This is a genomic window from Sphingomonas sp. P4_D12 (genome assembly GCF_056401895.1).
Map to the genome: position 1 here is coordinate 64,204 of NZ_JBFUIL010000004.1, position 23,152 is coordinate 87,355.

General features: G+C 67.1%; 20 protein-coding genes and 1 tRNA gene. 12 read left to right on the forward strand and 9 right to left on the reverse strand.

All coding sequences use genetic code 11. From position 1 onward, the window contains the following. The first annotated feature begins 27 nt into the window (after window positions 1-27). Genes AC1DSD_RS08625 through AC1DSD_RS08650 form a run of 6 tightly spaced genes read left to right on the forward strand, consistent with a single transcriptional unit; the run spans window position 28 to window position 6,005 of the window. Window positions 28-453 (forward strand): Zn-ribbon domain-containing OB-fold protein, encoded by a 426-nt coding sequence (locus AC1DSD_RS08625; RefSeq protein WP_478029609.1) that lies wholly within the window; start codon window positions 28-30, stop codon window positions 451-453. Then, window positions 450-1,598: a thiolase family protein gene (locus AC1DSD_RS08630; RefSeq protein ID WP_478029610.1), complete on the forward strand. Its 1,149-nt coding sequence runs from the start codon at window positions 450-452 to the stop codon at window positions 1,596-1,598. Before AC1DSD_RS08625 ends, AC1DSD_RS08630 begins: the two co-directional genes overlap by 4 nt. Continuing rightward, complete coding sequence (locus AC1DSD_RS08635; RefSeq protein WP_478029611.1) at window positions 1,598-2,779, forward strand: acyl-CoA dehydrogenase family protein; 1,182 nt, start codon at window positions 1,598-1,600, stop codon at window positions 2,777-2,779. The genes AC1DSD_RS08630 and AC1DSD_RS08635 overlap by 1 nt, the downstream gene beginning before the upstream one ends. Before the next feature lie 22 nt (window positions 2,780-2,801). Further along, window positions 2,802-3,977 carry an acetyl-CoA C-acetyltransferase gene (locus AC1DSD_RS08640; protein ID WP_478029613.1) on the forward strand — a complete coding sequence of 392 codons (1,176 nt, stop codon included), beginning with the start codon at window positions 2,802-2,804 and terminating at the stop codon, window positions 3,975-3,977. 1 nt (window position 3,978) lies between these two features. Next, window positions 3,979-4,992: an acyl-CoA dehydrogenase family protein gene (locus AC1DSD_RS08645; protein ID WP_478029614.1), complete on the forward strand. Its 1,014-nt coding sequence runs from the start codon at window positions 3,979-3,981 to the stop codon at window positions 4,990-4,992. Further along, complete coding sequence (locus AC1DSD_RS08650) at window positions 4,989-6,005, forward strand: NADP-dependent oxidoreductase (RefSeq protein WP_478029615.1); 1,017 nt, start codon at window positions 4,989-4,991, stop codon at window positions 6,003-6,005. Before AC1DSD_RS08645 ends, AC1DSD_RS08650 begins: the two co-directional genes overlap by 4 nt. A 3-nt stretch (window positions 6,006-6,008) precedes the next feature. Here the strand turns inward: AC1DSD_RS08650 and AC1DSD_RS08655 are convergent, their stop codons facing one another. From AC1DSD_RS08655 to AC1DSD_RS08690, 8 genes are all read right to left on the reverse strand, one after another. After that, window positions 6,009-7,964, reverse strand: coding sequence for an oxidoreductase (locus AC1DSD_RS08655; RefSeq protein WP_478029617.1), 1,956 nt, complete (start codon window positions 7,962-7,964; stop codon window positions 6,009-6,011). Continuing rightward, a complete protein-coding gene (locus AC1DSD_RS08660) occupies window positions 7,961-8,716 on the reverse strand; it encodes an SDR family NAD(P)-dependent oxidoreductase (RefSeq protein ID WP_478029619.1) in 756 nt (251 codons plus the stop codon). The genes AC1DSD_RS08655 and AC1DSD_RS08660 overlap by 4 nt, the downstream gene beginning before the upstream one ends. Then, the gene (locus AC1DSD_RS08665; RefSeq protein ID WP_478029620.1) at window positions 8,713-9,621 is read right to left on the reverse strand and encodes an SDR family NAD(P)-dependent oxidoreductase; all 909 of its coding nucleotides are present in this window, start codon (window positions 9,619-9,621) and stop codon (window positions 8,713-8,715) included. Before AC1DSD_RS08665 ends, AC1DSD_RS08660 begins: the two co-directional genes overlap by 4 nt. Before the next feature lie 7 nt (window positions 9,622-9,628). Beyond that, window positions 9,629-10,927, reverse strand: a complete 1,299-nt coding sequence (locus AC1DSD_RS08670) for a spinster family MFS transporter (protein ID WP_478029621.1) — start codon at window positions 10,925-10,927, stop codon at window positions 9,629-9,631. Then, entirely contained in the window at window positions 10,924-12,261 is a 1,338-nt protein-coding gene (locus tag AC1DSD_RS08675; RefSeq protein ID WP_478029623.1) for an FAD-dependent oxidoreductase, read from the reverse strand. The genes AC1DSD_RS08670 and AC1DSD_RS08675 overlap by 4 nt, the downstream gene beginning before the upstream one ends. A gap of 16 nt (window positions 12,262-12,277) precedes the next feature. After that, a complete protein-coding gene (locus AC1DSD_RS08680) occupies window positions 12,278-14,737 on the reverse strand; it encodes a TonB-dependent receptor (protein WP_478029624.1) in 2,460 nt (819 codons plus the stop codon). Between the two features lie 61 nt (window positions 14,738-14,798). Continuing rightward, a complete protein-coding gene (locus AC1DSD_RS08685) occupies window positions 14,799-15,875 on the reverse strand; it encodes a phosphotransferase family protein (protein WP_478029626.1) in 1,077 nt (358 codons plus the stop codon). Then, window positions 15,872-17,113 carry an acyl-CoA dehydrogenase family protein gene (locus tag AC1DSD_RS08690; protein ID WP_478029627.1) on the reverse strand — a complete coding sequence of 414 codons (1,242 nt, stop codon included), beginning with the start codon at window positions 17,111-17,113 and terminating at the stop codon, window positions 15,872-15,874. Before AC1DSD_RS08690 ends, AC1DSD_RS08685 begins: the two co-directional genes overlap by 4 nt. A gap of 154 nt (window positions 17,114-17,267) precedes the next feature. Here AC1DSD_RS08690 and AC1DSD_RS08695 point away from each other — a divergent pair, with 154 nt between their 5' ends. Genes AC1DSD_RS08695 through AC1DSD_RS08720 form a run of 6 tightly spaced genes read left to right on the forward strand, consistent with a single transcriptional unit; the run spans window position 17,268 to window position 22,221 of the window. After that, window positions 17,268-17,966: a carboxymuconolactone decarboxylase family protein gene (locus AC1DSD_RS08695; protein WP_478029628.1), complete on the forward strand. Its 699-nt coding sequence runs from the start codon at window positions 17,268-17,270 to the stop codon at window positions 17,964-17,966. A gap of 43 nt (window positions 17,967-18,009) precedes the next feature. After that, a complete protein-coding gene (locus tag AC1DSD_RS08700) occupies window positions 18,010-18,807 on the forward strand; it encodes an enoyl-CoA hydratase/isomerase family protein (protein ID WP_478029629.1) in 798 nt (265 codons plus the stop codon). Window positions 18,808-18,811: 4 nt separating this feature from the next. Next, window positions 18,812-19,150, forward strand: coding sequence for an EthD family reductase (locus tag AC1DSD_RS08705; RefSeq protein ID WP_478029630.1), 339 nt, complete (start codon window positions 18,812-18,814; stop codon window positions 19,148-19,150). Further along, complete coding sequence (locus AC1DSD_RS08710; protein ID WP_478029632.1) at window positions 19,143-19,937, forward strand: SDR family NAD(P)-dependent oxidoreductase; 795 nt, start codon at window positions 19,143-19,145, stop codon at window positions 19,935-19,937. Before AC1DSD_RS08705 ends, AC1DSD_RS08710 begins: the two co-directional genes overlap by 8 nt. Further along, on the forward strand, window positions 19,915-21,426 hold the full coding sequence (locus AC1DSD_RS08715) for a class I adenylate-forming enzyme family protein (protein ID WP_478029633.1): 1,512 nt from the start codon (window positions 19,915-19,917) through the stop codon (window positions 21,424-21,426). The genes AC1DSD_RS08710 and AC1DSD_RS08715 overlap by 23 nt, the downstream gene beginning before the upstream one ends. Before the next feature lie 21 nt (window positions 21,427-21,447). Then, window positions 21,448-22,221, forward strand: a complete 774-nt coding sequence (locus tag AC1DSD_RS08720; RefSeq protein WP_478029635.1) for an SDR family NAD(P)-dependent oxidoreductase — start codon at window positions 21,448-21,450, stop codon at window positions 22,219-22,221. 776 nt (window positions 22,222-22,997) lie between these two features. Here the strand turns inward: AC1DSD_RS08720 and AC1DSD_RS08725 are convergent. Further along, window positions 22,998-23,073 (reverse strand) — tRNA-Thr (locus AC1DSD_RS08725). Window positions 23,074-23,152 lie beyond the last annotated feature (79 nt).

Here is a 23,152-nt window from a genome sequence, read left to right on the forward strand (position 1 = left end):
ACTAGGTTTCTGGGCAGGAGGAAGGATATGCCTGATCTGGCACCGCCGATCGACGACCGGTTGCTGCATCTCGACGCGGACGGCGCCCTGGCGCTGCTGGCGGCGCGCGAGCGCGAGAGCGGGCGGCTGGTGTTCCCGGCGCCGGGAGACGCCGATCCCGAGCGATACGAATCCGTCCTGTTGCCGCGCGAAGGCCGGCTCTGGTCGTGGACGATCCAGCGCTTCCGGCCCAAATCGCCGCCTTATGCCGGGCCCGAGGCGTTCGCGCCTTATGCCGTGGGTTATGTCGCGCTCGGCGATGCGATCATCGTCGAGGGGCGGCTCACCGGCGCGCCGCTCGACGGCTTCGCGATCGACATGCCGATGCGCCTCGTCGCTGAGCCCTTCGCGCTCGAAAGCGGCGAGCGGCGGACGACGTTCGCCTTCGCCCCGATCACGGAGAAAGCGGCGTGAGCGGCGTCTATATCGTCGGCGCCGGCATCCATCCGTTCGGGCGCACGCCGGAACGAACCGGGCTGCAGCAGGGCGTGTTCGCGGTGCGCCAAGCGCTCGGCCGCGCCGGACTCGACTGGCGCGACATCCGGTTCGCTTATGGCGGGTCGGATGCCGCCGGCAAGGCGGACACGATGGTGTCCGAGCTCGGGCTGACCGGCCTCCCGTTCATCAACGTCGCCAATGGCTGTGCGACCGGCGGGTCGGCGATGTTCGGCGCCTATTCGACGATCAAGTCGGGCGAGTTCGACCTCGGCATCGCGGTCGGCTTCGACAAGCATCCGCGCGGCGCGTTCGATCCCAAGCCGGCCGAATGGGGCCTGCCCGATTGGTATGGCGAAACTGGACTGATGCTGACCACGCAGTTCTTCGCGATGAAGATTCAGCGCTATATGGCGATGCACGGCATCACCAATGGCACGCTGGCGGCGGTTGCCGAAAAGGCGTTCGCGAACGGCGTGCTGGCCGACCATGCCTGGCGGCGCGAGCCGGTCGATGCCGAGACGATCCTGTCCTCGACGATGGTCAGCGACCCGCTGACCAAGTTCATGTTCTGCTCGCCCGCTGAAGGCGCGGTCGCGCTGATCCTAGCCAGCGAGGCGAAGGCGAAATCGCTTGGCCTGCCGGCAGTCCGCCTGCGCGCGGCGTCGGTGCGCAGCCGCCCGCCGGGGTCGTTCGAGGTCTTCTCGCCCGCGCTCGACATCGACCGTGGCCTCTCGCCCACCAACATCGCGTCGCGGGCCGCCTATGAAATGGCGGGGGTCGGGCCCGAGGATGTGGACGTCGCTCAGCTCCAGGACACCGAGAGCGGCGCCGAGATCATGCACATGGCCGAGAACGGTTTCTGCGCCGATGGCGAACAGGAAGCGTGGATCGCCGAAGGCCGCACTCGGATCGACGGGATTCTGCCGGTCAATACCGACGGCGGCTGCCTTGCCTGCGGCGAGCCGATCGGCGCCTCGGGGCTGCGCCAGGTGTACGAGAATTACGTCCAGCTGACCGGGCAAGCGGGCGCGCGGCAAGTGCCGGGCGATCCGCGGATCGGATACAGCCATGTTTATGGCGCGCCCGGCGTCTCCGCGGTGGCGATCGTGGAGCGCGTTTGATGGACCTCGCGCTGTCGCCCGCGCAACTTGCGTTTCGTGAAGAGGTGCGCGGCTTCCTCGACACCGCGCTCACCCCCGCGATGCGTCGCGGCGCGGCGCTGACCTCGGGCGTGTTCGCCGAGCCCGATGTCTACCGCGCGTGGCAGACGGCGCTCGATGCGCAGGGGTGGCTGACCTATTTCTGGCCGGCGAGTGCGGGCGGACCCGGTTGGGGCGCGGTCGAGCGCTGGATCTTCGAGACCGAATGCGCGCGGGCCGGCGCGCCGATACTGCCCGGCATGGGTCTTAAGCTGGTCGGGCCGGTACTCTACACTTACGGCACGCCCGAGCAGCAGGGGCGCTTCCTGCCCGCGCTGCGGTCGGGCGAGCATGTCTGGGCGCAGGGTTTCTCTGAGCCGGGCTCGGGCTCCGACCTCGCCAGCCTGCGGACCCGCGCGGTGCGCGACGGCGACGATTATATCGTGACCGGGCAGAAGATCTGGACCACCCAGGCACAGTTCGCCAACTGGCTGTTCGCACTGGTGCGCACCGATGCCGCGGTCAAACCGCAGGCGGGAATCTCGTTCGTGCTGATCGACATGACCTCGCCCGGCGTCACCGTCCGCCCGATCCTGAGCGCGTCGGGTGACCATGAGCTCAACGAGGTGTTCCTCGACGACGTTCGTGTACCCGTCGCCAACCGCATCGGCGCGGAAGGCGAGGGCTGGGGCATCGCCAAGTTCCTGCTCGAGAACGAGCGTGGCGGGACGGGTTATGCTCCGCAGTTACTGGCCGATCTCGACCGACTGGTTGCCGCGGCATCGCCGCTCGGCGCGCTGCTCGCCGATCGCGCGGTGCAGCTGCGGCTCGAAGCCGAGGCGCTGGAAATGACCGAATTGCGCACCCTGCTTGAAATCGAGCAAGGTCAGGCGCCGGCCCCGCGCAGCCTCGCGGTCAAACTGATCGCGTCGGAAATCCGCCAGGGGATCGAGGCGCTGGCGGTCGATGCGTTCGGGCTTGCCGGACTCCAGCTGCCCACCGAACGCCCGTTCCACGCGGACGATGCTCGGTTATTGGTCGGCCCGCCCGAGGCGGGGCTGGCCGCAGCCCGCTATCTCAACGCCCGTGCCTGGTCGATCTTCGGCGGGACGAGCGAGATCCAGCTCAACCTGATCGCGCGCGCCGCTCCGGCCGCGCCCTGACTTTCGCGAAAGGATCGCATTCGTGCCCGACGCCTATATCGTTTCCGCCCGACGTACCGCCGGCGGCCGCCGCAACGGGCGGCTCGCCGGTATCCACCCCGCCGATCTGGGTGCGCGCGTGCTCGACGCGATCGTCGCGGAGACCGGGGTCGATCCGGCGGCGATCGACGACGTCATCATCGGCTGCGTCAGCCAGATCGGCGAGCAGACCTTCGCGCTCGGGCGCAACGTCGTGCTGGCGTCCTCGTTGCCCGACAGCGTGCCGGCGGTGACGATCGACCGCCAATGCGGGTCCTCGCAACAGGCGCTGCATTTTGCCGCGCAGGCTGTGATGTCGGGCACCCAGGATCTGGTGATCGCAGGCGGCGTCGAAAGCATGTCGCGCGTGCCCATGGGCTCGCCGGTGACGCTGGCGGCGCAGGCGGGGATCGGCGAGGGACCGTTCGCGAAGAGCATCCAGGCGCGTTATGGCGTCCCGGCGTTCAGCCAGTTCACCGGCGCGCAGATGGTCGCCGACAAATACGGCCTCGACCGTGATACGCTCGACCGTTTCGCGCTGAACAGCCATCGCAAGGCCGCCGCCGCGATCGAAGCGGGGGCATTCGCGCGCGAAATCCTCCCGGTCGCGGTGACGACGCCCGAAGGCGGCCGGCTGGTCCACGAGCGCGATGAGGGCGTCCGCGCCGATGCCAGCCTCGAATCGATTGGGTCGGTCAAGTTGCTGACCGAGGGCGGCAGCCTGAGCGCGGCGACCGCAAGCCAGGTGTGCGACGGGGCGAGCGGGGTGCTGGTCGCGTCCGAAGCCGCGGTCAAGGTGCACGGGCTGACCCCGCTGGCGCGCATCCACAACCTGACCGTTACCGCGGGCGATCCCGTTATCATGCTCGAGGAACCGATCCCGGCGACGCGGCGTGCGCTCGAGCGGGCCGGCCTTGCGCTCGATGATATCGACCTGTTCGAGGTCAATGAAGCGTTCGCGTCGATCCCGCTGGCCTGGCTCAAGGCGATCGGCGCCGATCCGGCCCTACTCAACGTCAATGGCGGCGCGATCGCGCTCGGCCATCCGCTAGGGGCTACGGGGACCAAGCTGATGGCGACTCTGATCCATGCGCTCCATGCGCGCGGCGGGCGCTACGGCCTCCAGACGATGTGCGAGGGCGGCGGGATCGCCAACGTCACGATCGTCGAGCGGGTCTGACATGCGGCTGGAGCCGAGTGAGGAACAGACGATGCTGCGCGATATGGTCGCGCGGTTTCTTGCTGATCGCGGTGAGGCGGCAGCGATCGGGGCCGCGCCGATGCCGGCGGCCGGCTGGCGTGCGATGGCCGAATTCGGGCTGTTCGGCTTCCTGCTGCCCGAGCGTGCCGGCGGCATGGGTGGCGGATCGGACGACGTGATGATCGTCGCGGAGGCGCTGGGTCGGGGGCTGGCGATCACGCCTTTAGGCGAGGCCGTGCTCGGCGCGGCCGACATCGTGGCGCGATATGGCGACGACTTGCTCGTCCGGCGGTTGGTCGCGCCGGCCATAGCGGGCGAGGCGATCCTGGCGCTGGCGGTTGGATCGCTGCGCGAGGAGGCTGGCAGCGTCTCGGGCAGGGTCGAATTCGTGCGCTGGGCGCCGCAGGCCTCGGCGCTCGTCGTGCTGGGGGATGACGCCGCTTATGTCGCAGCGCTCGATACGGATGCCGCCACGCTGACGCCGCGGCGGCTCGCCGACGGGACACCGGCGGCCTGCGTCACGCTGACCGATTGCGAGGCCGCGCGGATCGCGCTGCCTGCCGGCGCTGCAGAGACGGCGCTGGCCATGGTCGACCTCGCGCATGCCGCGGAGATGATCGGGGTGATGGCGCTGCTCTACGCGCAGACCGCCGATTATGCCGCGACGCGGCGTCAGTTCGGCGCGGCGATTGGCACCTTCCAGGCGGTACAGCACAAGCTCGCTCGGATGTTCGTCGCGCTCGAACAGGCGCGCTCGCTGACGATCAAGGCGGCCGCGACTGGGCGGGAGGATGCGGACTTCGGGCGCGCCGCGCGATCGGCCAAGGCCTATGTCGCCCACGCGGCGCAGTTCCTCGCCGAGGAAGCGGTGCAGCTTCACGGCGGGATCGGCGTCACCGATGAATTGCCGGTCGGGCGAGGCTTGCGGCGGATAATGGTGCTCGCGCGGCTGTTTGGCGGCGCGGCGGATGCTCGCGCCAGACTGGCGGCATGACCATCAACCGCCGCTGGACGCTGGCGCGGCGTCCGGACGGGCCGGTTGCGATCGACGATTTCGCACTGGTCGACGTGCCGTTCGTCGCGCCGCCGCTGAACGATGGCGAGATATTGGTGCGCAACCACATGTTCGCTATCGCGCCGACGATCCGCAACTGGCTCAACCCGCCGGGGCGCAGCGATCGCGGGTCGATCCCGATCGGCGGGGTGATATCGGGCATGGCGGGATGCGAAATAGTCGCCTCGCACCACCCCGGCTGGCGCGCCGGCGATCGCCTGATCGCGATGACGCGCTGGGAGGATTGGAGCGTGATCGCGCCCGATACCGCCGCAGTGCCGGCGTTTCGGCTGTCCGCCGAGATGGATTTTGCCCAGGCACTGGGGCCGCTCTCGCTCAACAGCCTGACCGCCTATTTCGGGATGACCGAGGTGGGACGGGTCGCCGCGAACGACGTAGTGCTGGTGTCGGGAGCGGCCGGCTCGGTTGGGTCGGTCGCCTGCCAGATCGCGCGGATCCTGGGTGCGCGCGTGATCGGGATCGCAGGTGGCGCGGACAAATGCGCTTGGCTGCGTGAGACCTGCGGCGTCGAGGCGATCGATTATCGCGGCGAAGACGTGGGCGCGCGCCTCACGGAACTATGCCCGGCCGGGATCGACCTGTTCTTCGACAATGTCGGCGGCGCGATCCTCGATGCCGCGATCGACCGGATGGCGGCGCACGGGCGGGTCGTGCTGTGCGGCCAGATCGCCGCTTATGACGGCGACGGGCCGGCGCGGGGACCAAGCGACATGATGAAACTGGTCTATCGGCGGCTCAGGATGGAAGGCTTCGTCGTCGGCGATTTCGTTGACCGCGCCGACGAAGCGCGGATGGCCTTGAGCGCATGGATCGACAGCGGCGCGCTCACGGTGCGTGTTGACGAACGGTACGGCTTCGACGCGATCCCGGCTGCGTTCGTCGACCTATTCGCGGGGCGCAATGCCGGGACGCTGATCGTCGCGGCGGACTGAGCCTCAGAGCCGCACCGCCAGCCGATGCGCTTCGAACAAAGCCTGCGACAGGCGCCGCGGGGCAACGCAATCGCCGATCGAGTGGACCTCCAGCCCACGATCGGAAAAGATGGCCGGCCTCGGGCCGGCGACCGAGCGCCCGGTCTGTACCACCACCAGATCCGCCGCGATCGTGCGTTCGGCGCCGCTGGTCAGGGACATCAGATTGGCGACCCCCTCCCCCGCCTGGAGCAATTCGGACAAGACTTCGTAGCGTGTGTCGCCCGTGCCGAGCCGCACCAGCAACGGCGCTACGCTCTCCGCCGGGATTGCCCCCGCGATCGTCGCCGACGGGGTCGACAGGGTGACCTGCCACCCCGCGTCGACCAGCGCATTGGCGACGCCATAGGTCCACCAGAAACCGCTGCCGTCGTCCTGGACCAGCACCTGCCCCGAACCGTACGGTGCGGGCGCGCCATCGCGGAGGATGTCGAGCCAGCCGCACACGCCCGCACCATCGCGCTCGGGGTCGAGCGGCCGAGGCACAGCACCGGTGGCGAGCACGATCGCATCCGCGTGTCCGACAAGATCGCCGGGATAGTCGATCCGACGGCCGAGATGGATATCGACCGGCAGGCGGCGGAGCTCACTCTGCAAGTGATCGATCAACCGCAGTAGGCCGGAACGTTCGGGGATCGCGGCGGCATAGAGGAATTGTCCGCCCAGGCCGTCGCTCGCTTCGTATAATGTGACCCGATGCCCGCGCAGCGCCACGATCCTTGCTGCTTCCATGCCCGCCGGTCCGCCGCCGACAATGGCGATGCGGCGCGGCTCCGCAGCGGGCTTGAACGACGCAAAGGCAGGGTCGCGCTCGCGCCCCGCCAGCGGGTTGACCGCGCAGTGCAGATGCGGCGCGAAGGCGCGGCAATCCTGGTTCAGCCCGACGCACGGGCGGATGCGGTTGGCTTCGCCGCGCGCCGCTTTGGCCACCCAATCGCCGTCCGCGACGAAAGCGCGTGCGAAGCCGACGGCGTCGGCTTGCCCGTCGGCCAGAGCCTTTTCGGCGAGTGCCGGCGACGTGAAGCGCTGGCCGACGATCGTCACCAGTCCGGACGCATCTCGCAGCACGCCGGCGGCGCGCGCCGCGGTAGCCTCGGGCTGGGTCACGTCCTTCACATAGGCGCCGCGCGTGCCTTGGGTGACGCTGAGGTAATCGACGGGATGATCGCGCGCGATCGCCTCGACGATGCGCCTGGTGTCGGGCAGTTCGAGGCCGTCGGCGAGTTCCTCGTCGGCGCTGAGCCGCAGCCCGAGCACGAAGTCGTCGCCGCAGGCGGTGCGGATCGCATCGATCAGCTCGAACAGGAAGCGCATCCGCCGCACCGGATCGCCGCCCCAGCCGTCCTCGCGGCAATTGGTGGCGGGCGACAGGAACTGGCCGACGAGATAGCCGTGCGCGCCGTGGATCTCGACGCCGTCATGCCCGGTCGCCTTCAGATTGGCCGCGGATCGGGCGAAGTCGGCAATAATCCGGCGGATGTCGGCGTCGTCCATCTCGTGCGGCGGGAAGGGATCGCGCGGCGAGCGGATCGGGCTTGGCGCAAGCAACGGATGATCGCTTTCCATGCCGATCGATTCGCGGCCCAGATGGATGATCTGGCCGACGATCGCCGCGCCCTGCGCGCGAACCGCCGCCGCGCGCCGTGCGAGCGCGGGCAGGACCTGGTCGTTATAGGTCTCGATCAGCTTGCGTCCGCGCCGCGCGGTGTCGGGCGAGACCACCGCCGCCCCCGTGATCATCAGCCCCACGCCCGATCGCGCGCGGTCTTCGTAATAGGCGATGTCGTCGTCGGTAGGGGCGCCGTCCACGACCATCGAAGTGCCGTGCGGCAGCATGACGATACGGTTGCGGAGCGTGACCGGACCGATCTCGACTGGGGAGAACAGGCGCGGAAATGGCGGGCCGCCGGTCGACGTCATTGCACGATCGTGCCGCCGTCGATCACCAACTCGGCACCAGTCATGTAGCTGGACTCCGAACTCGCCAGGAACAGGATCGCGTCGGCGATCTCGTCTGCCCGTCCCATCCGGCCGAGCGGAATATTGGCGAGGCGTTGCGCGGCTTTTTCGGGGTCGGCGAACACCGCTGCCGCGAGCGGAGTCTCGATCAGCCCCGGATGGACCGAATTGGCGCGGACCCCATTGCTCAGCGCCGTGCATTCGAGCGCGGTTGCCTTGGTGAACATCCGCACGCCACCCTTCGCCGCGCAATAGCCGGCGATATCGACGCCGCCGATGATGCCGCGAACCGAAGACAGGTTGACGATCGCGCCATGCCCGGACGCGGCCAGCAGCGGCAGCATCGCACGCGTGCCGAGAAAGACGCTGTCGAGATTGATCGCCATGGTGTCGCGCCACTGCGCCAGGCTGGTTTCGGCGATCGGGCGAACGACAGCATTGCCGACATTGTTGACCAGCACGTCCAGCCGGCCGGCTTCGTGCGCGATGCGGTTCGCCAGCGCCGTCCAGGCCGCTTCGTCGGTCGCGTCGAAGGTTATGGCGTGAAGCCGGTCAGCGGAAGGCAGCCCGGCAACCGCCTCGGCGAGCCGGTCGGCATCGCGATCGGCGAGATAGACTTGCCCGCCTTCCGCCAGGAAACGCCGCGCGGCCGCCAGACCGATGCCTGACGCGGCGCCGGTCACCAGCACGAGGTGATCGGTGAAACGGCTCATGCCGTGTGCGGTTCGCTGGCCGATGGTTCGCGATCGAGACCCGCGTCGCGGCGGCTCATCGCGACGATGTCGTCGAAACTGGGATTGGCGCGTGCCAGGATATCGTCGGCGCGCTGCCTGATCGCGGGGTCGAAGGCGGTCGTGGTGAAGGCATAGAAACGATCCGCGATGATCGCGTCGAACGCGATATCGGCGGCTTCCTCGGCGGTGGTGGCGTTGCGGTAGAGTTCCTCGCGCATCGCCTCGAGTTCGGCGGATTCGCGGATCGGGTCGTCACTCTCGACGAAGGCGGCGGGGCGGTGGCGTTCGGCGTCGTAGATTCCAGTCTTGACCAGCCCTGGACAAAGCATCGTCACCCCGATCGGCGCGCCGATTTCCTTGAGGCCAGCATAGAGCGCCTCGGTCGCGCGCACGACGGCATGCTTGGCGGCACCATAGCACGCCGATCCCGAACCGCTGACGACGCCGGCGACCGATGCGGTGTTGAGGATATGGCCGGGACGTCCAGCCTCGATCATCCTCGGCACGAACGCGCGCATTCCATGGACCACGCCATAGAGATTGACCCCGAGCGACCATTGCCAGTCGCCCAGGCCATATTCCCAAACCTTGCGATGCCGTCCGCCGGGCACGATGCCGGCATTGTTGCAGAGCAGGTCGACTGCGCCGAACCGCGCGTAGGCTGCATCGGCGAGCGCCGCGACGCTGGCCTCGTCGGAGACGTCGCAGCGTACCGCCAATGCCTTGTCGCTGCCGATTGCCGTGGCAGCCTCTTGCGCTTGTGTTTCCTGGATGTCCGCCAGGACGACGTTCATCCCCTCTTTCGCCGCGCGGCGGGCCAAAGCGGCGCCGATTCCGCTGCCCGCGCCGGTGATGACCGCGGTCCTGCCCTCGAAATCGTGCATGCGCGCCTTACTCCGTGACAACATTCTGCGGCTGGCTGAAAAATCGCGCCGCGTAGAGGAAAACCAGCGCCGCGACCGCCGAGGGAACCAGCATGATCGCGAGCGCGAAGCGCAGTGCGTCCTGCCCGGCCAGCGGCGCCAGCACATCGCTCAGCAAGCCGGTCAGCCACGGCCCCAGGCCGAGACCGAACAGATTGAAACAAAGCAGCAGTACGGCATTGCCGAACGCCCGCATGTTGGGCGGCGTGGCGGATTGGGTGGCGGCGAGGATCGGGCCGTAATAAGCGATCATCGACGCCGCCGCGATCGTCGCCGCGCCGATCGCGATCGGGGTCGACCGCGTCAGATATTGCAGCAGCGCGACGACCACCGTGATGCCGACCACCAACGCCATGATCCACACGCGCCAGCGCGGGTCGCGCTTGGTGAGCCGGTCGGTGATCCAGCCGCTGGCGAACATCCCGACGGCGCCCGCGCCGCCGCTCAGCAAGGCCATCAGCGCCGCGACGGTGCCGAGCGACAAGCCGTGCGTGCGCGAAAAGAACGGCGCGTTCCACGTCATCATCGAATATTGGGTGAAGCCGTGGAGCATCCCCGCGATGACGACGTAGCGAAAGCCCTTGGCGCGCCACAGTACGCCGAGCGACGCGCCGATCGGCAGCGCCGGGGCCGGGGGAACGGCGGTCACGATATCGGCGCTGCCGCGTTTCGGCTCGGCCAGAATCGCGAGGACGATCGGCGCGAGCACCAGCCCGGCGCCGCCGATCACCGCAAAGGCCAGCCGCCAGCCCAGTACCGCGCCCAGCCAGCCGGCGCCGGCATAGCCGACCGTCAGCCCGGCCGGCAGCGCCAGGCCCCAGGTCGACATCGCGGTGGCGCGGCGATGCGGCGGATAATAGTCCGCGATCAGCGATACGCTGGCGGGCACGCTGCCCGCCTCGCCGATCGCGACGCCGATGCGCAGCACGACCAGCATCGCGAAGCTGGTGGCGAGGCCGCACAAAGCGGTCATCGCGCTCCAGATCGCGAGCGAGACGACGATGATCCAGCGCCGGTCGAGCCGATCGGCGAGCCGCGCGATCGGCAGCGACAAAGTCGCGTAGAACAACGCGAAGGCGAGCCCCGTCAATGCGCCGAGCTGCCCATCGCTCAGCCCCAGGTCCGCCTTGATCGGAATCTGCAGCAGCGAGACGATCGTGCGGTCGATATAGTTGAACGCGGAGACCAGGAACAAGGCGAGCAGCGCGAGGCGCCGGGTGCCGGCGCGTCCGGTCGCGAGCGGATCGAGTATTGTCATCGTCGTCATGCCCAGCCCGCGGAGCGCGCGGCGGTGATACCGAAGGTGGCGGCAAGCGCGAGCCCACCCGCATAGCCGCGTCCGAACGCGCCGCCGGCATCGCTGCCCGCCGCGAACAGCCCGGGGACGGGCGTGCCGTCTCTGCGTAGCACGCGCGCCTCGGGATCGATCGTCAGCCCGCCGAAGGTGAAGGTGATCGCCGGGTGGACGATCAGCGCATAGAAAGGCGGTTTGTCGAGTACGGCGAAATCGTCGGTCCGAGGCGGGTCCATCACTTCCCAGCCGTGGCGGGCCTGATGGTTGAACGCGGCGATCGTCGCGCGTGTCGCGGCGCCGTCGAACCCCTGCGCGGCGGCGAAATCCGCGACCTCATCGAGCGTCTCCGCAACGATGCCCTTGCCGCCATTCTCGATCGCGACCTGCATCTTGTCGAGCGGGACGCCGACCGAGACGACCGGGACGGTGGCATAGGCCGCATGCGCGCGCGAATCCCAGAAGCACAATGCGCGCGCGCCAGGCTGCCGCACCGTGTGAGCGGTATTGGCGTGGTCGCCATAGCTCTCGTCGCAGAAGCGCTCGCCGCGCTCGTTGATCAGCAGCGCATGTTCGCTGTGATATTGCGACAGCGCGACATAGAGCCGCTCGTCGTCCCAGACGCGCGGCTCGCTGACCAGATGGCCGTAGAACCCGGCATTGGTCCCCGCGACCTCGCCGCCCGCTTCCTCGCCGAGTCGCAGCCCGGCACCGTCGCTGATCGGATTGGACCGCAGTAGCATCTTCTCGGCCTGGGGATGAATGTAGCGCGCGCGCAGTTCGGGCGACGCCTGATAGCCACCGGTGGCGAGAAGCGTTGCCGCCGATTTGACGGTCACCTCGCCATCGGCGTGCCGAGTCCGCGCTCCGGTCACTCGACCGTCCTCGTCGCGCAGCAGCGCCGTCGTCTCGGTCTCGAGGATGACGAACCCGCCATGCTGCTCGACCAGATCGGCGCAGCCGCGGATATGGGCGTGAATGTCGATCTGGTAGCCCTGTCCGTGAAGCACGTCGATCCGCGGCGACATGTCTATCCCGCGGCGCCGCAGCCAGGCGACCGCCGCGGGATAAGTGTCGAACACGACGCGGGCGAGCGCCGGATCGCCCCCGCCATAAAGGTCGATCTTCTCGCGCGAGGATGCCGTCCAGAACACCCCGCCCGACAGCACCGCCGACCCGCCCAGCGCCGCTGCCTTCTCGACGACGATCACGCGCGCGCCGCGCTCTGCGGCCCAGCCGGCAGCGGACATGCCCGCCATGCCGCCGCCGATGACCAACAGGTCGCATGTGATCGTCTCTTCGTCGGTCATCGGCTAGTCGCGCTTCCTAGAACTTCATCTCGACCTGGACGAGGACGGCGCGCGGCTCACCGGCGACGGTGAAGACCTCACCCACGCCGCCCGGCTTGTCGACGCCCAGCGTGCCGTAGCGCCTATTGGTCAGGTTGCGGCCGATCAGCGACAAGGCCCAGCGGTCGTCGACCGTGGCGATCCGGGCACCCGCGTTGATGATCGTGAAGCTGGGCTGATACGACACCGGGTTGAGATTGAGCCCGGTATAATAGCCCGCCGTGTAGCGAAGGTCGGCGTTGAGCGTCATCTTGAAGTTGGACGACAGACTGACGTCCTGTGCGATCCCGGCGGTCAGCACCCAGTCGGGCGCGCGATAGACCGGTTTCCCTGACAGGTCCTGATGGGCCGGTACCGATCCGGCAGCAGGAATGCATCCGAGCGCTGCGGTCTGCCCGGCATAGCATTGCGCGATCGGGAAGGACTGGAAATGGGCATCGTTATAGGACGCCGTCGTGCGCAAGGTGGTGCCTTTGATCGGGCGATAGGTCGCTTCGAACTCGACACCCTTGGTCAACGTACTGGCGGCATTCTGCGTGACGAACACCGGGGTTCCGTTTGGCAATACCAGCAGCGAGGTCAGTGGCAGGCCGGTATATTTGTAGCTGAACCCGGTGAGCGTGGTGGTCAGCTTGTTGTTGAACAGCGACGCCTTGGTCCCGATCTCGAACCCGCGCACCTTCTCCGCGTCGAAGCTCAACGTATTCTTCGTGGCGGTCGATGCGAGAATGCCGGGATTCGAGTATCCGCCCGCCAGATACCCGGTCTTATACGCGCCGTAGATCAGCACGTTGCGATGCGGATGCCAGCTCAACGTCGCCTCGGGCGAGAAATTGCTCGCGCTCTTTTCGCCGTTGATGACCGTGCCCACCGGCAGAATCCCGACGGCGTTGGAGTTCACGAAGGTGCTGAAGCTGTTGAGCTTGTTCTTCTGCCACGTATAGCGCCCGCCGCCGGCAAGCTCGAGCGAATCGGAGAATTTGACGATCAGCTGTCCGAACCCGGAAAATGCCGTGCTCTCATTATGCTGTTCGTTGTCATAAGCGTGAAATTTGCCGGTCGTCGCGTTGGGCAATAACGGACCGTTCGCGCCACCGACGTACAGGGTCCGCTTGTTCTGTTCGTAATGTCCGCCGAACGCGATGTTGAACATGCCGTCGAACGAGGAGACGGCACGGAGTTCTTCGTAGAAGCTCTTGTTCTTCTCGTTGCTGTACGACCAGAATTGGGAATAAGCGGTGCCGTCGGCATTGCCCTGGCTGACATAGGCATAATCGTAATAGCCGGTGACCGAGGTCAGCTTGATCTTGCCCGCGGTGTAATTGAGCGTCAGCGTCGGCAGATAGGTATCGTCGCTGGAATAGGGGCGGCCATTGTCGTGCGACTTCACCTGTGGCCACAGGTTGATGATCGTCGGCGACAGCCAGCCCTGCGAAGAGCGGTCATTGAGCTTGCAGTCGCCGGTCGGATCGAGCAGCGCCGCGCCGGTGCCTGGCCGCGCCCGACCGGCAGGGCAGCCCATGACCTCGTCGAAGCTTTGCAGGCTCTGGCCTTCATAACGGCTGACGAGCATCTTGAAGGTCGCATCGAAATTGCCGTCCTCATATTTAAGGGTGAACCTGCCGGCGAGCTTCTTCTCGGCGCCGAGCCGGCCCTGCGCGGCGGGGACGAAGATGCTCCCGGTCGCGGCGCTGCGCAGCAGATCGGGCACGCCGTTGTTCATGTTGCGGATATAGCCCTGGCTCTGGCTGGCGAAGAGCGCGAGGCGGGCGCCCAGCTTGTCGGTGATTGGCCCCGACACCGCCGCCTCGATCGAGGCGGTATCGGCGTTGAATTCATAACCGCTGCGGACGAACCCGGAAAACGTCGACGTCGGATCGGCCGACTTGACCGACACCACGCCGCCCGGAGAGTTCTTGCCGAAGAACAACGCCTGCGGCCCCTTGAGGACGTCGACCGTCTCGATGTCGAACAAGGCGTCGTTGAGGATGCGTCCGCGGCTGATCGCCATGCCGTCGAAATCGAGCAGGACCGATTGCTCGACCCCGGCGTCGAGGCTCGCCGAACTGACCCCGCGCATCGTGATCGACGTGCCCGACCCAGTGAAGCCGCGGTCGAGCGACACTTGTGGTGCCAGAATCTTGATGTTGGCGACCGACGTTAGGTCGTATTGCCGGATCTGTGCCGGGGTGATCACCGTGGCAGCCACGGGCACGTCGATCAGACGCTCCGAACGCCGGCGCGCGGTCACGACGATATCGGCGTCGTTGGTCTGATCGTCCCGGGCGGCCTTGGCTTCACCGGGGGCCGCTTGCGGCGCGTTCGCGTTCGCGTTCGCGTTGGCAGCGGCGAGCGCCGGCTGTTCCTGCGCCATGGCGGGCGACGCCAGGGCGGTAGCAAGGGCGCCGAGCGCCGAACTCCAGAATAGCTTGTCCATATCGTTTCCCTCTCCCTTTACGTGATCGCCCCGGTCTCGCCGAAGTCGTTTTGTTTGGTTTTCAGGTTGCGCCCGCCTTCAGGGCTGCCCGCCAAGCGGCCTTGGCCAGCGGGTCGATGCGCTCGATGATTTCGCTCGCATTCGCCGCAGTCTGGACGCCTTCTCGCGCACGTCCCGCGATCCCCTGGAGGATCGCCGCGACGCGGAAGAGATTGTAGGCAGTGTAGAATGGGTGCGTCGGGTCACTGTCGAACCCGGTGCGCTCGCGATAGCGACGGGCATAGTCCGCGGGACTCGGGATGCCGAGCGCATCGAGGTCGGCACCGGCGAGCGTGCCGCGCACATCGACACCCTCCGGCCGGGTCCATTCCATCATGTGATAGCTGAGGTCGCCGATCGGATCGCCGAGCGTCGACAATTCCCAGTCGATCATCGCCACCACGCGCGGCTCGGTCGGATGGATCAGCAAATTGTGGAACGAATAGTCGCCATGGATGATCGTCGTGCGCTCGGGCAAAGCGGGAATCGCGCCGGGCAGCCAGGCGATCAGTCTGTCCATTTCGGGGATGTCGCGAGTGCGCGACAGGTCGTACTGGCGCGACCAGCGCGAGATTTGGCGCGCGAAATAATTGCCGGGCTTGCCGTAATCGCCGAGCCCGATCGCGGCATAATCGACGCGGTGGAGCGCCGCGAGCGTGGCGTTCGCCGAATCGTAGATCGCAGCGCGCTCGTCGCGCGACAAACCGGGCATGCGCGGATCCCAAAAGGCACGGCCGGGCACGTGGCGCATGACATAGAACATCGTGCCGATGACGTCGGTGTCCTCGCACAGTACCAGCGGCTCGGGTACCGGCAGCCCGGCGTCGAACAACGCGCGGGTGACGCGGTATTCGCGGTCGACAGCGTGGGCGGAGGCGAGCAGCACGCCCGCGGGCTTGCGGCGAAGGACCAGCTTGCCGGCGGCGGTTTCGAGCAGAAAGGTCGGGTTCGACTGGCCTCCCTGGAACTGGTGGACCGCAATGTCGCCGGTCAGGCCGGGGATGGCGCCGCGCAAGTAGCGCGTGAGCCGATCTTCGTCGAACTGGCTGCCCGGCGCCACGGCGACGGTCGCGCCGATCTGTGCGGCGGGCGCGTTCATGCCGCCTTCCTTGCGGTACGATATTTGTCGAGCTCCATTCGCGCGAGCTGACGTTCGTGGACCTCGTCGGGACCGTCGGTCAGCCGGACGATGCGGGTGTTGGCCCACAGTTCCGCAAGCCCGAAATCGTCCGAGACGCCACCGCCGCCATGCGCCTGAATTGCATCATCGACGATCCGCTGCGCCATCCGGGGCGCGGCGATCTTGATCATCGCGATTTCGGCGCGCGCCGCCTTGTTGCCGACCGTGTCCATCATGTGCGCCGCCTTGAGGCAAAGCAGCCGCGCCATCTCGATCTCGCAGCGCGCGCGGGCGATCCGTTCTTCCCACACCGAATGTTCGGCGATCGATTTGCCGAAGGCATGGCGGTCGACCAGCCGGCGGCACATCTTCTCGAGCGCGACCTCCATCGTCGCGATGTTGCGCATCGTGTGGTGGATGCGGCCCGGGCCGAGCCGGCCCTGCGCGATCTCGAACCCGCGTCCTTCACCCAGCAGCAGATTCTCGGCGGGGACGCGCACCTCCTCGAGCAGCACCTCGAAATGGCCGTGCGGGGCGTGGTCGTAGCCGAAGACGGGCAGGTGCCGGACAAGCGTGACGCCGGGCGTGTCGCGCGGCACCAGGATCATCGATTGCTGGTTATAGGCGGGCGCGTCGGGATCGGTCTTGCCCATCAGCACGAAGAAGTCGCACCGCGGATGGCCAGCGCCCGACGACCACCATTTGCGGCCGTTGATGACATAATGCCCGCCGTCGCGCCGTATCTCGGTCTGAATGTTGCGCGCGTCGGACGAAGCCACGGCGGGTTCGGTCATCAGGAACGCCGAGCGCGTGACGCCGTCGCGCAGCGGCACCATGAAGCGCTCTTTCTGCGCCGGCGTGCCGTAGCGATGGAGCACCTCGAAATTGCCCGTGTCGGGCGCCATGCAGTTGAACACCTCGCTCGCGAACGAGACGCGCCCCATCAATTCGGCGATCGGGGCGTAGTCGAGATTGGTGAGTCCCGGGCTGGTGAAATAGGCGTCGTCATGCTCCGATGGGGGCATGAAGAAGTTCCACAACCCTTCGGCTTTCGCTTTGGCCTTGAGCGACTCGAACACCGGCGGGATGTCGCGCCAGCGGTCGATCGCCGCCAGTTCGGCGTGATAGACGGGGATCGCGGGGACGATATGCTCGTCCATGAATCCGCGGACGCGGCCCATCCATTCGCTGGATCGCTGCGACTGTTCGAACGCCATGGCGCGGATATCCCTCCTGTCGATTCTCTCGGATCGTTCGTCCGGTCGGTCGGCCATACTATTTCCCGACCGACCGGTCGGCTGTCAAATTGGACAGTGGGGTGATGGTTGACGCCCGACCAGTCGGTCGACAAGTTTAAGGCGGGAGAGGTCGATGACGACGCCAAGATCATTTGGGCCATTGGGCGACGTCGCGCTGTTGCGCGGCCATGCGCCGTACACGCTTGCGGGCTATGCGGGTTTCCGTGCCGTCATCGATACCGATGGCGCGGTGCCGGCACGGCTCAAGGCGCTGTTCGCCTCAGTCGCCGCGATCGACCGCCGCTATCCCGATCTGGCGCGGCGCGAGCTGGCGCGGGGGGCATCGCTCGGGCTGATCGTCCGCGACGCGACCGCGGGGCTCATCGTCCTCAGCAGCTTGCGCGGCGAAGGCGCGGCACTCGAATTCGCCGACGTGATCGCAAGCGTCTTCGATGACCCCAGCGCACCGCCGCCGCAGGACCTGCCGCATGCCGAACCGGGTGAGGCGGAAGCCAACTTCCTCGCTTATTTCGGCACGATTCCGGTGCCGCTCGCCCAGTTGATGCGGCTGTGTCCGGCTGCGGCCGACGCTTATTACCTGATGCGTCGCGGCAGCATCGACGCCAATCCGCTGTCGCCCAAACATGGCGAACTGCTGCTGCTGGCGATCCTCGCCGCCGGCTACAGTCCGATGGCCGCGACGCATGTCCGCGGTGCCCGGATGGCAGGCGCGACCGACGAAGAGATTGCCGAGGCGGTGCTGTGCGCCATCCCCGCCGCCGGCATCGCCGCCTGGATGGGCGTCGGCGCGATGCTCGCCCCCGATCAATAGGCCGAGGCCCCCCGATTCACCAGAATATTGAAGGAGATACCCGATGGAACTCGAAAAGGACGTCATCCAGTACGAACTGGCCGACAACGGCATCTGCACAATCTGGCTCAACCGCCCGCACAAGCGCAATTGCGTCAGCCCGCAATTGCTACGCGAACTGGAAGTCGCGGTCGATCGCGCGGCGGCGGACAAAAAGGCGCTCGCCGTCGTGTTCCGCGGACGCGGCAACACCTTCTGCTCGGGCGCGGATCTCGACCAGCTGGTCGGCCCGGTGCTGCACGAATCGACCACCTCGCTCCAACTCGCGATCGATTCGGCGCGCACCTATGACAAGATCTACAATATGAGTAAGCCGACTATCGCGGCGGTCGAGGGCTATGCCGTCGCCGGCGGGTTCGAGCTGATGATCTCGTGCGACTTCGCGCTGGCGGCGTCCGAGGCGAAGATCGGCGACTTCCATATCCGCCGCGCGCTGTTCGGCGGTGCGGGGCCGATCTATCGCCTCCCGCGCTATATCGGCATGCGCAAGTCGAAGGAGCTGATGCTGACCGGCAAGCTGCTCACCGGCGACGAGACGGTGGAGTGGAACCTGTGCAATGCCTCCGCGCCGGCGGCCGAGTTCGACCAGCTGATCGCCGATTTCTGCGCGCCGCTGATCGACAAGAGCCCGTTCTGCATGTGGATGACCAAGATGGCGCTCAACCGCGGCATGGATGCGGATACCAATTCGCTAATCACGCTCGAGACGATGACCTGCAACGTCGTCCACCATTCGGCCGATGCCAAGGAAGGCGTCGCGGCGTTCCTCGAAAAGCGCAAGCCGGTCTGGACGGGCAACTAAGGCGATGACGGTCAGCATGGTCGTGCTCGCCAGCCGCCCCGGCGATTGGACGCAGGCGCGCTTCACCGATTGGTGGCGCGGCCCGCATGCCGATGCGGCGAAGCTGCTGCCGGGGCTCATCGCCTATCGCCACGGCGTTGTCACCAAGGACTATGACAGTCCGCAGGTTCCGGGCTGGGACGGACACGCCGTGCTGACCTTCGCCGACCAGGCCGCGCTCGATACCGCTTTCGCCTCGCCCGAATGGAAAGCCGCGACCGCGCAGACCAAGGGCATGGGCGGCAAGCGCATCATCCTGATCACCGACGAGGTCGACCTGCTGGCCGGGGGCGGCGATGCCTGATCTCGTCCCCGGTTTCGCGACCGCGGCATTCCGCCTCGACGGCAAGCGCGCGCTGATTACCGGCGGGCGCGGCGCGCTGGCCGAGGCAATGGCGGCGACGCTTGCCGATCTCGGCTGTGCGGTGGCGCTCGCCTCGCGCAACGGTGAGGAATGCGCGGCGATCGCGGCCGGCATCGCCGAGCGTTTCGGCGTCCCCGCGATCGGCCTGTCGTGCGACATCGCCGAAGAGGAATCGGTCGAGGCGGCGGTGGCCAAGGTCGTCGCAGAGCTCGGCGGACTCGACCTGCTCGTCAACAATGCCGGCGCGTCGTGGTGGGGCCTGCCGCAGGACATCCCGCTCAAGGGCTGGCGCAAGGTCATGGATATCAACGTCACCGGCACCTTCCTCGCCTGCCGCCATGCCGCGCGCCACATGATCGCGCACGGCGGCGGTGCAATCGTCAACATCGCCTCGGTCGGCGCGTTCATCTCGTATCGGCCCGAAGATGGTCAGGTCGTCCCCTACACGACGAGCAAGGCGGCGATCGTCCACCTGACCAGCGACCTCGCGGCGCAATGGGCCGGGCACGGCATCCGCGTGAACGCCATTGCGCCGGGATCGATCGAAACCGGGATGACCGAGACGCTAGACCCCGCGATCCAGGAGAAGACGCGCGCCGGCATCCTGCTCGGCCGTTTCGGCAGGCCCGAAGAGGTGAGCGGTACACTCGCGCTGCTGGCGTCGGATGCCGGCAGCTTCATCACTGGCCAGACCTTCCTCGTCGATGGGGGGCAGTCGCTTGGCTGAGTTTCGTGCCGACGGCCTGACCTGGACCGATGACCGACTGTGGCCGCAATTCGCGGCGCATGCGGGAGCAGATCCGGATGCGCTCGCGCTGATCGATTGCGACGATCGCCGCTGGACGCGGCGCGAACTGCGTGCGCTCGCGCTCGACCTTGCCGGACGCCTCGCCGCGGCGGAAGTGGGGACGGGTAGCCGCGTTCTCGTCTCGGCGGTGAAGCGTGCGGAGACGCTGGCCGCAGCGCTGGCTACCTCTTCCCTCGAAGCGACCTTCTGTCCCTATTCGCCCAAATTGTCCGACGCTGATCGGCAGGTTCTCGAGGCGAGGCTCGGCCACGCCGCGCATGTAGTGGTCGGCGCCGATGGCAACGTCGCCATCATGGAAACTACGCGCGATGGCCGCACGGCCGATCCGCGCGATCGCGATACGGTGTTGATCGGGTTCACCTCTGGGTCGACCGGTGCGCCCAAGGCGGTGATGCACGGCGCCGCCGCGCTCAATTACGCCACGCGTGCCTGCGCGGCGATCGCGGAGTTGGAGCCCGAGGAGTCGATCCTCGGCATCGTCCCGCTCGACAGCGCGCCGGGATTCACGTTCACCGCGCATTTCGCCTTGTCGCAGGGCCGCCCGCTGGTGTTTGTCGATCCTTGGGACCCGGTGGCAGCGATGCGCCGCGCGGCCGAGCATGGCTGTGGCTGGGCGATCATGGTGCCGACCCATCTCTATACGATGGTCGAGGCGGCGAAGACTGGGGTCTGGTCCGGGACCTTGCCGCTGCGCGCCGCCGCGGTGGGCGGCAGCGCGATGACCGCCGACCTGATCGCCGACGCGGAAACGCTGTTGGGTCTCAAAGCGCTGAGGATGTTCGGCATGTCCGAATGTATGGGGCATTGCTCGACGCGGCCCGCCGATCCGCTCGCGCGACGGCAGGGGTCCGACGGTATTCCTTTCCCCGGCACGGAAGAGGAGGCGTTCGACGCCGCCGCCGCCGCATTGCCGCGCGGGTCACGTGGGCAGGCGGGTGTGCGCGGGCCGTCGCTGTTCCTTGGCTACGCCGAAGGGTTGGGCGCCGGGCAGGAGCGACGGAGCCCGGACGGCTTCTTCCTGACCGGCGACGAGATTGTCCGTGACGATACCGGCTTCGTCACCGTGGTTGGTCGGATCAAGGACCAGATCATTCGTGGCGGGTTCAACATCGATCCCGCCGAGATCGAAGCGGCGCTGCTGCGCCACCCGGCGATCGCCGAGGTCGCGGTGGTCGGCGTGCCCGAGCCCAAGCTGGGCGAACAGGCTTGCGCGGTCTGCCGGGTCCGCCAGGGCGCGGCGCCGTTCATGTTTGCGACGATGGTCGACCATCTCGAACGCGAAGGCCTCTCGCGCAAGAAATGGCCCGAGCATCTGTTGATCGTCGAGCAAATGGCGGTCGGCGCGACCGGCAAGCTCGACAAGAAGGCGATGGCCGCGCGCGCCGCAACGGCGCTCGGCCGAGGCTAGCTGCGCCAGCAAGGGGGACAGATGGAAGGTTTTTCGTTCGACCTCACCGGTCGGGTTGCGTTCGTTACCGGTGCCTCATCCGGGCTTGGTCGCCGCTTCGCTGCCATTCTCGCGGCGAGCGGCGCGAAGGTCGTGATCGGTGCGCGCCGCGCGGGGCTGCTCGAGTCACTGGCGGACGAGATTACGGCGGCGGGCGGCGAGGCGCTCGCGGTGACGCTCGACGTCACCGACGAGGCGTCGATCGTCGCCGCCTATGACGCTGCGGCGGCGCGGTTCGGACCGGTCGACACGGTCGTCGCCAATGCCGGTCTCAACGTCGCGGGCAGCGCGCTCGGCCTTCCCGTCGAGGCGTTCGACCAGATGGTGGCGGTCAATTTGCGCGGCGTGTTCCTGACGGTGCGCGAAGGCGCCCGGCGCATGGTCGCGGCGGGCGCGCCCGACCGTGGCCATGGCCGGATCGTGATCATTTCCTCGATCACCGCACACCACCCCTCGGCCGGGATCGCGCCCTACAGCGCGACCAAGGCCGCGGTCGCCCAGATGGGCCGGTCGCTCGCCAAGGATTGGGCGGCGAAGGGGGTCAACGTCAACATCCTGTGCCCCGGCTATGTCGCGACCGAAATGAACGACGCCATCTGGGAAACGTCGGCCGGCCAGAGTTTGCTGGATGGGTTCGCGCGTCGGCGCGTGATGGATGAATCGGCGCTCGATCCGATGGTCCTTTACCTCGTTTCCGACGCGAGCGCCCAGACGACCGGGTCGATCTTCACGGTCGATGACGGTCAGACACTGTGAGCCGCGATTTCTAGGGCTAGTTGGCGACGCTGCCGGACAAGCGCGAACCGTGTTATTTCGCGTATGTGCGACTTCAGCCGCCGCACTGTTCGACATAAGGGGGTGTTATCAATCCGCCGTTCGGACGAGGAAGCGGCAAAACATTATCGGCGGAGGCCCACGCCTAGGTCTTTCAAGCACTTGGCCGAGGGCGGACAGGCGCTCGGATTTCGCGGGTTGCCTAGTAATTTCAATGGCTGTGGCAGAGCGAGAGGAATGCCAGATTCAGCTCTAACGATTTGATCTCAAATAGAAATTTAGAGACTTGCTATCTGCTGCCCCACATTTTTTCCCACACGGCACCTGAGATTTTCTGAAGCGATGCGGCATGACTTGTGACGGCTATGCGCCCATTTTCGGACATCCACAGCGGATCCCTGAGATCCTGAAAGCTGGCCTTCGGTCACGCTGCCGGCAGAAGGTCAGCCCCGGGAGAACTGACACGCGCGCCTGGGTCATGAAGCGCCGCGAAAGCGCCAGAGCAATGAGTCTGACGGCTGAACCAACAAAAAGAGGCCGTCAGAATCAAAAGCCTTATAAGGGCGCGACCTCGGTTTAAGCGCCCGAATCTGCACAACGGTAAGCATGGGGCCACGCCTCCTGGACCGCTCGTGGCCCCACGATTCGTGGCCCCTTTTTGGTGGGCCACGGCGGAACATAATGAGATTTCGTGGGGCCGCCGATAGGCAGTTACCGCAGGTTTTCTGCGGTTTTACAGGGGTGCTCCCCATATGTACTGGTGCCGCCTACAGGACTCGAACCTGTGACCCCCGCATTACGAATGCGATGCTCTACCAGCTGAGCTAAGGCGGCCCGCGCGCGCCTTCCGGCACGGCAAGGCGGGGCGCTTATCAGGCTTGTCGGAGACTGACAAGCGCGCCGTCGCGATGGC

Bases quoted from the DNA above. Each gene is read 5' to 3' on its own strand.
- AC1DSD_RS08650 (WP_478029615.1), top strand. From the start codon at position 4,989: ATGACCATCAACCGCCGCTGGACGCTGGCGCGGCGTCCGGACGGGCCG.
- AC1DSD_RS08635 (WP_478029611.1), top strand. From the start codon at position 1,598: ATGGACCTCGCGCTGTCGCCCGCGCAACTTGCGTTTCGTGAAGAGGTG.
- AC1DSD_RS08675 (WP_478029623.1), bottom strand. From the start codon at position 12,261: ATGACCGACGAAGAGACGATCACATGCGACCTGTTGGTCATCGGCGGC.
- AC1DSD_RS08690 (WP_478029627.1), bottom strand. From the start codon at position 17,113: ATGGCGTTCGAACAGTCGCAGCGATCCAGCGAATGGATGGGCCGCGTC.
- AC1DSD_RS08720 (WP_478029635.1), top strand. From the start codon at position 21,448: ATGGAAGGTTTTTCGTTCGACCTCACCGGTCGGGTTGCGTTCGTTACC.
- AC1DSD_RS08645 (WP_478029614.1), top strand. From the start codon at position 3,979: ATGCGGCTGGAGCCGAGTGAGGAACAGACGATGCTGCGCGATATGGTC.
- AC1DSD_RS08625 (WP_478029609.1), top strand. From the start codon at position 28: ATGCCTGATCTGGCACCGCCGATCGACGACCGGTTGCTGCATCTCGAC.
- AC1DSD_RS08660 (WP_478029619.1), bottom strand. From the start codon at position 8,716: ATGAGCCGTTTCACCGATCACCTCGTGCTGGTGACCGGCGCCGCGTCA.
- AC1DSD_RS08715 (WP_478029633.1), top strand. From the start codon at position 19,915: ATGGGGGGCAGTCGCTTGGCTGAGTTTCGTGCCGACGGCCTGACCTGG.
- AC1DSD_RS08695 (WP_478029628.1), top strand. From the start codon at position 17,268: ATGACGACGCCAAGATCATTTGGGCCATTGGGCGACGTCGCGCTGTTG.
- AC1DSD_RS08680 (WP_478029624.1), bottom strand. From the start codon at position 14,737: ATGGACAAGCTATTCTGGAGTTCGGCGCTCGGCGCCCTTGCTACCGCC.
- AC1DSD_RS08655 (WP_478029617.1), bottom strand. From the start codon at position 7,964: ATGACGTCGACCGGCGGCCCGCCATTTCCGCGCCTGTTCTCCCCAGTC.
- AC1DSD_RS08685 (WP_478029626.1), bottom strand. From the start codon at position 15,875: ATGAACGCGCCCGCCGCACAGATCGGCGCGACCGTCGCCGTGGCGCCG.
- AC1DSD_RS08700 (WP_478029629.1), top strand. From the start codon at position 18,010: ATGGAACTCGAAAAGGACGTCATCCAGTACGAACTGGCCGACAACGGC.
- AC1DSD_RS08705 (WP_478029630.1), top strand. From the start codon at position 18,812: ATGACGGTCAGCATGGTCGTGCTCGCCAGCCGCCCCGGCGATTGGACG.
- AC1DSD_RS08670 (WP_478029621.1), bottom strand. From the start codon at position 10,927: ATGACGACGATGACAATACTCGATCCGCTCGCGACCGGACGCGCCGGC.
- AC1DSD_RS08665 (WP_478029620.1), bottom strand. From the start codon at position 9,621: ATGCACGATTTCGAGGGCAGGACCGCGGTCATCACCGGCGCGGGCAGC.
- AC1DSD_RS08710 (WP_478029632.1), top strand. From the start codon at position 19,143: ATGCCTGATCTCGTCCCCGGTTTCGCGACCGCGGCATTCCGCCTCGAC.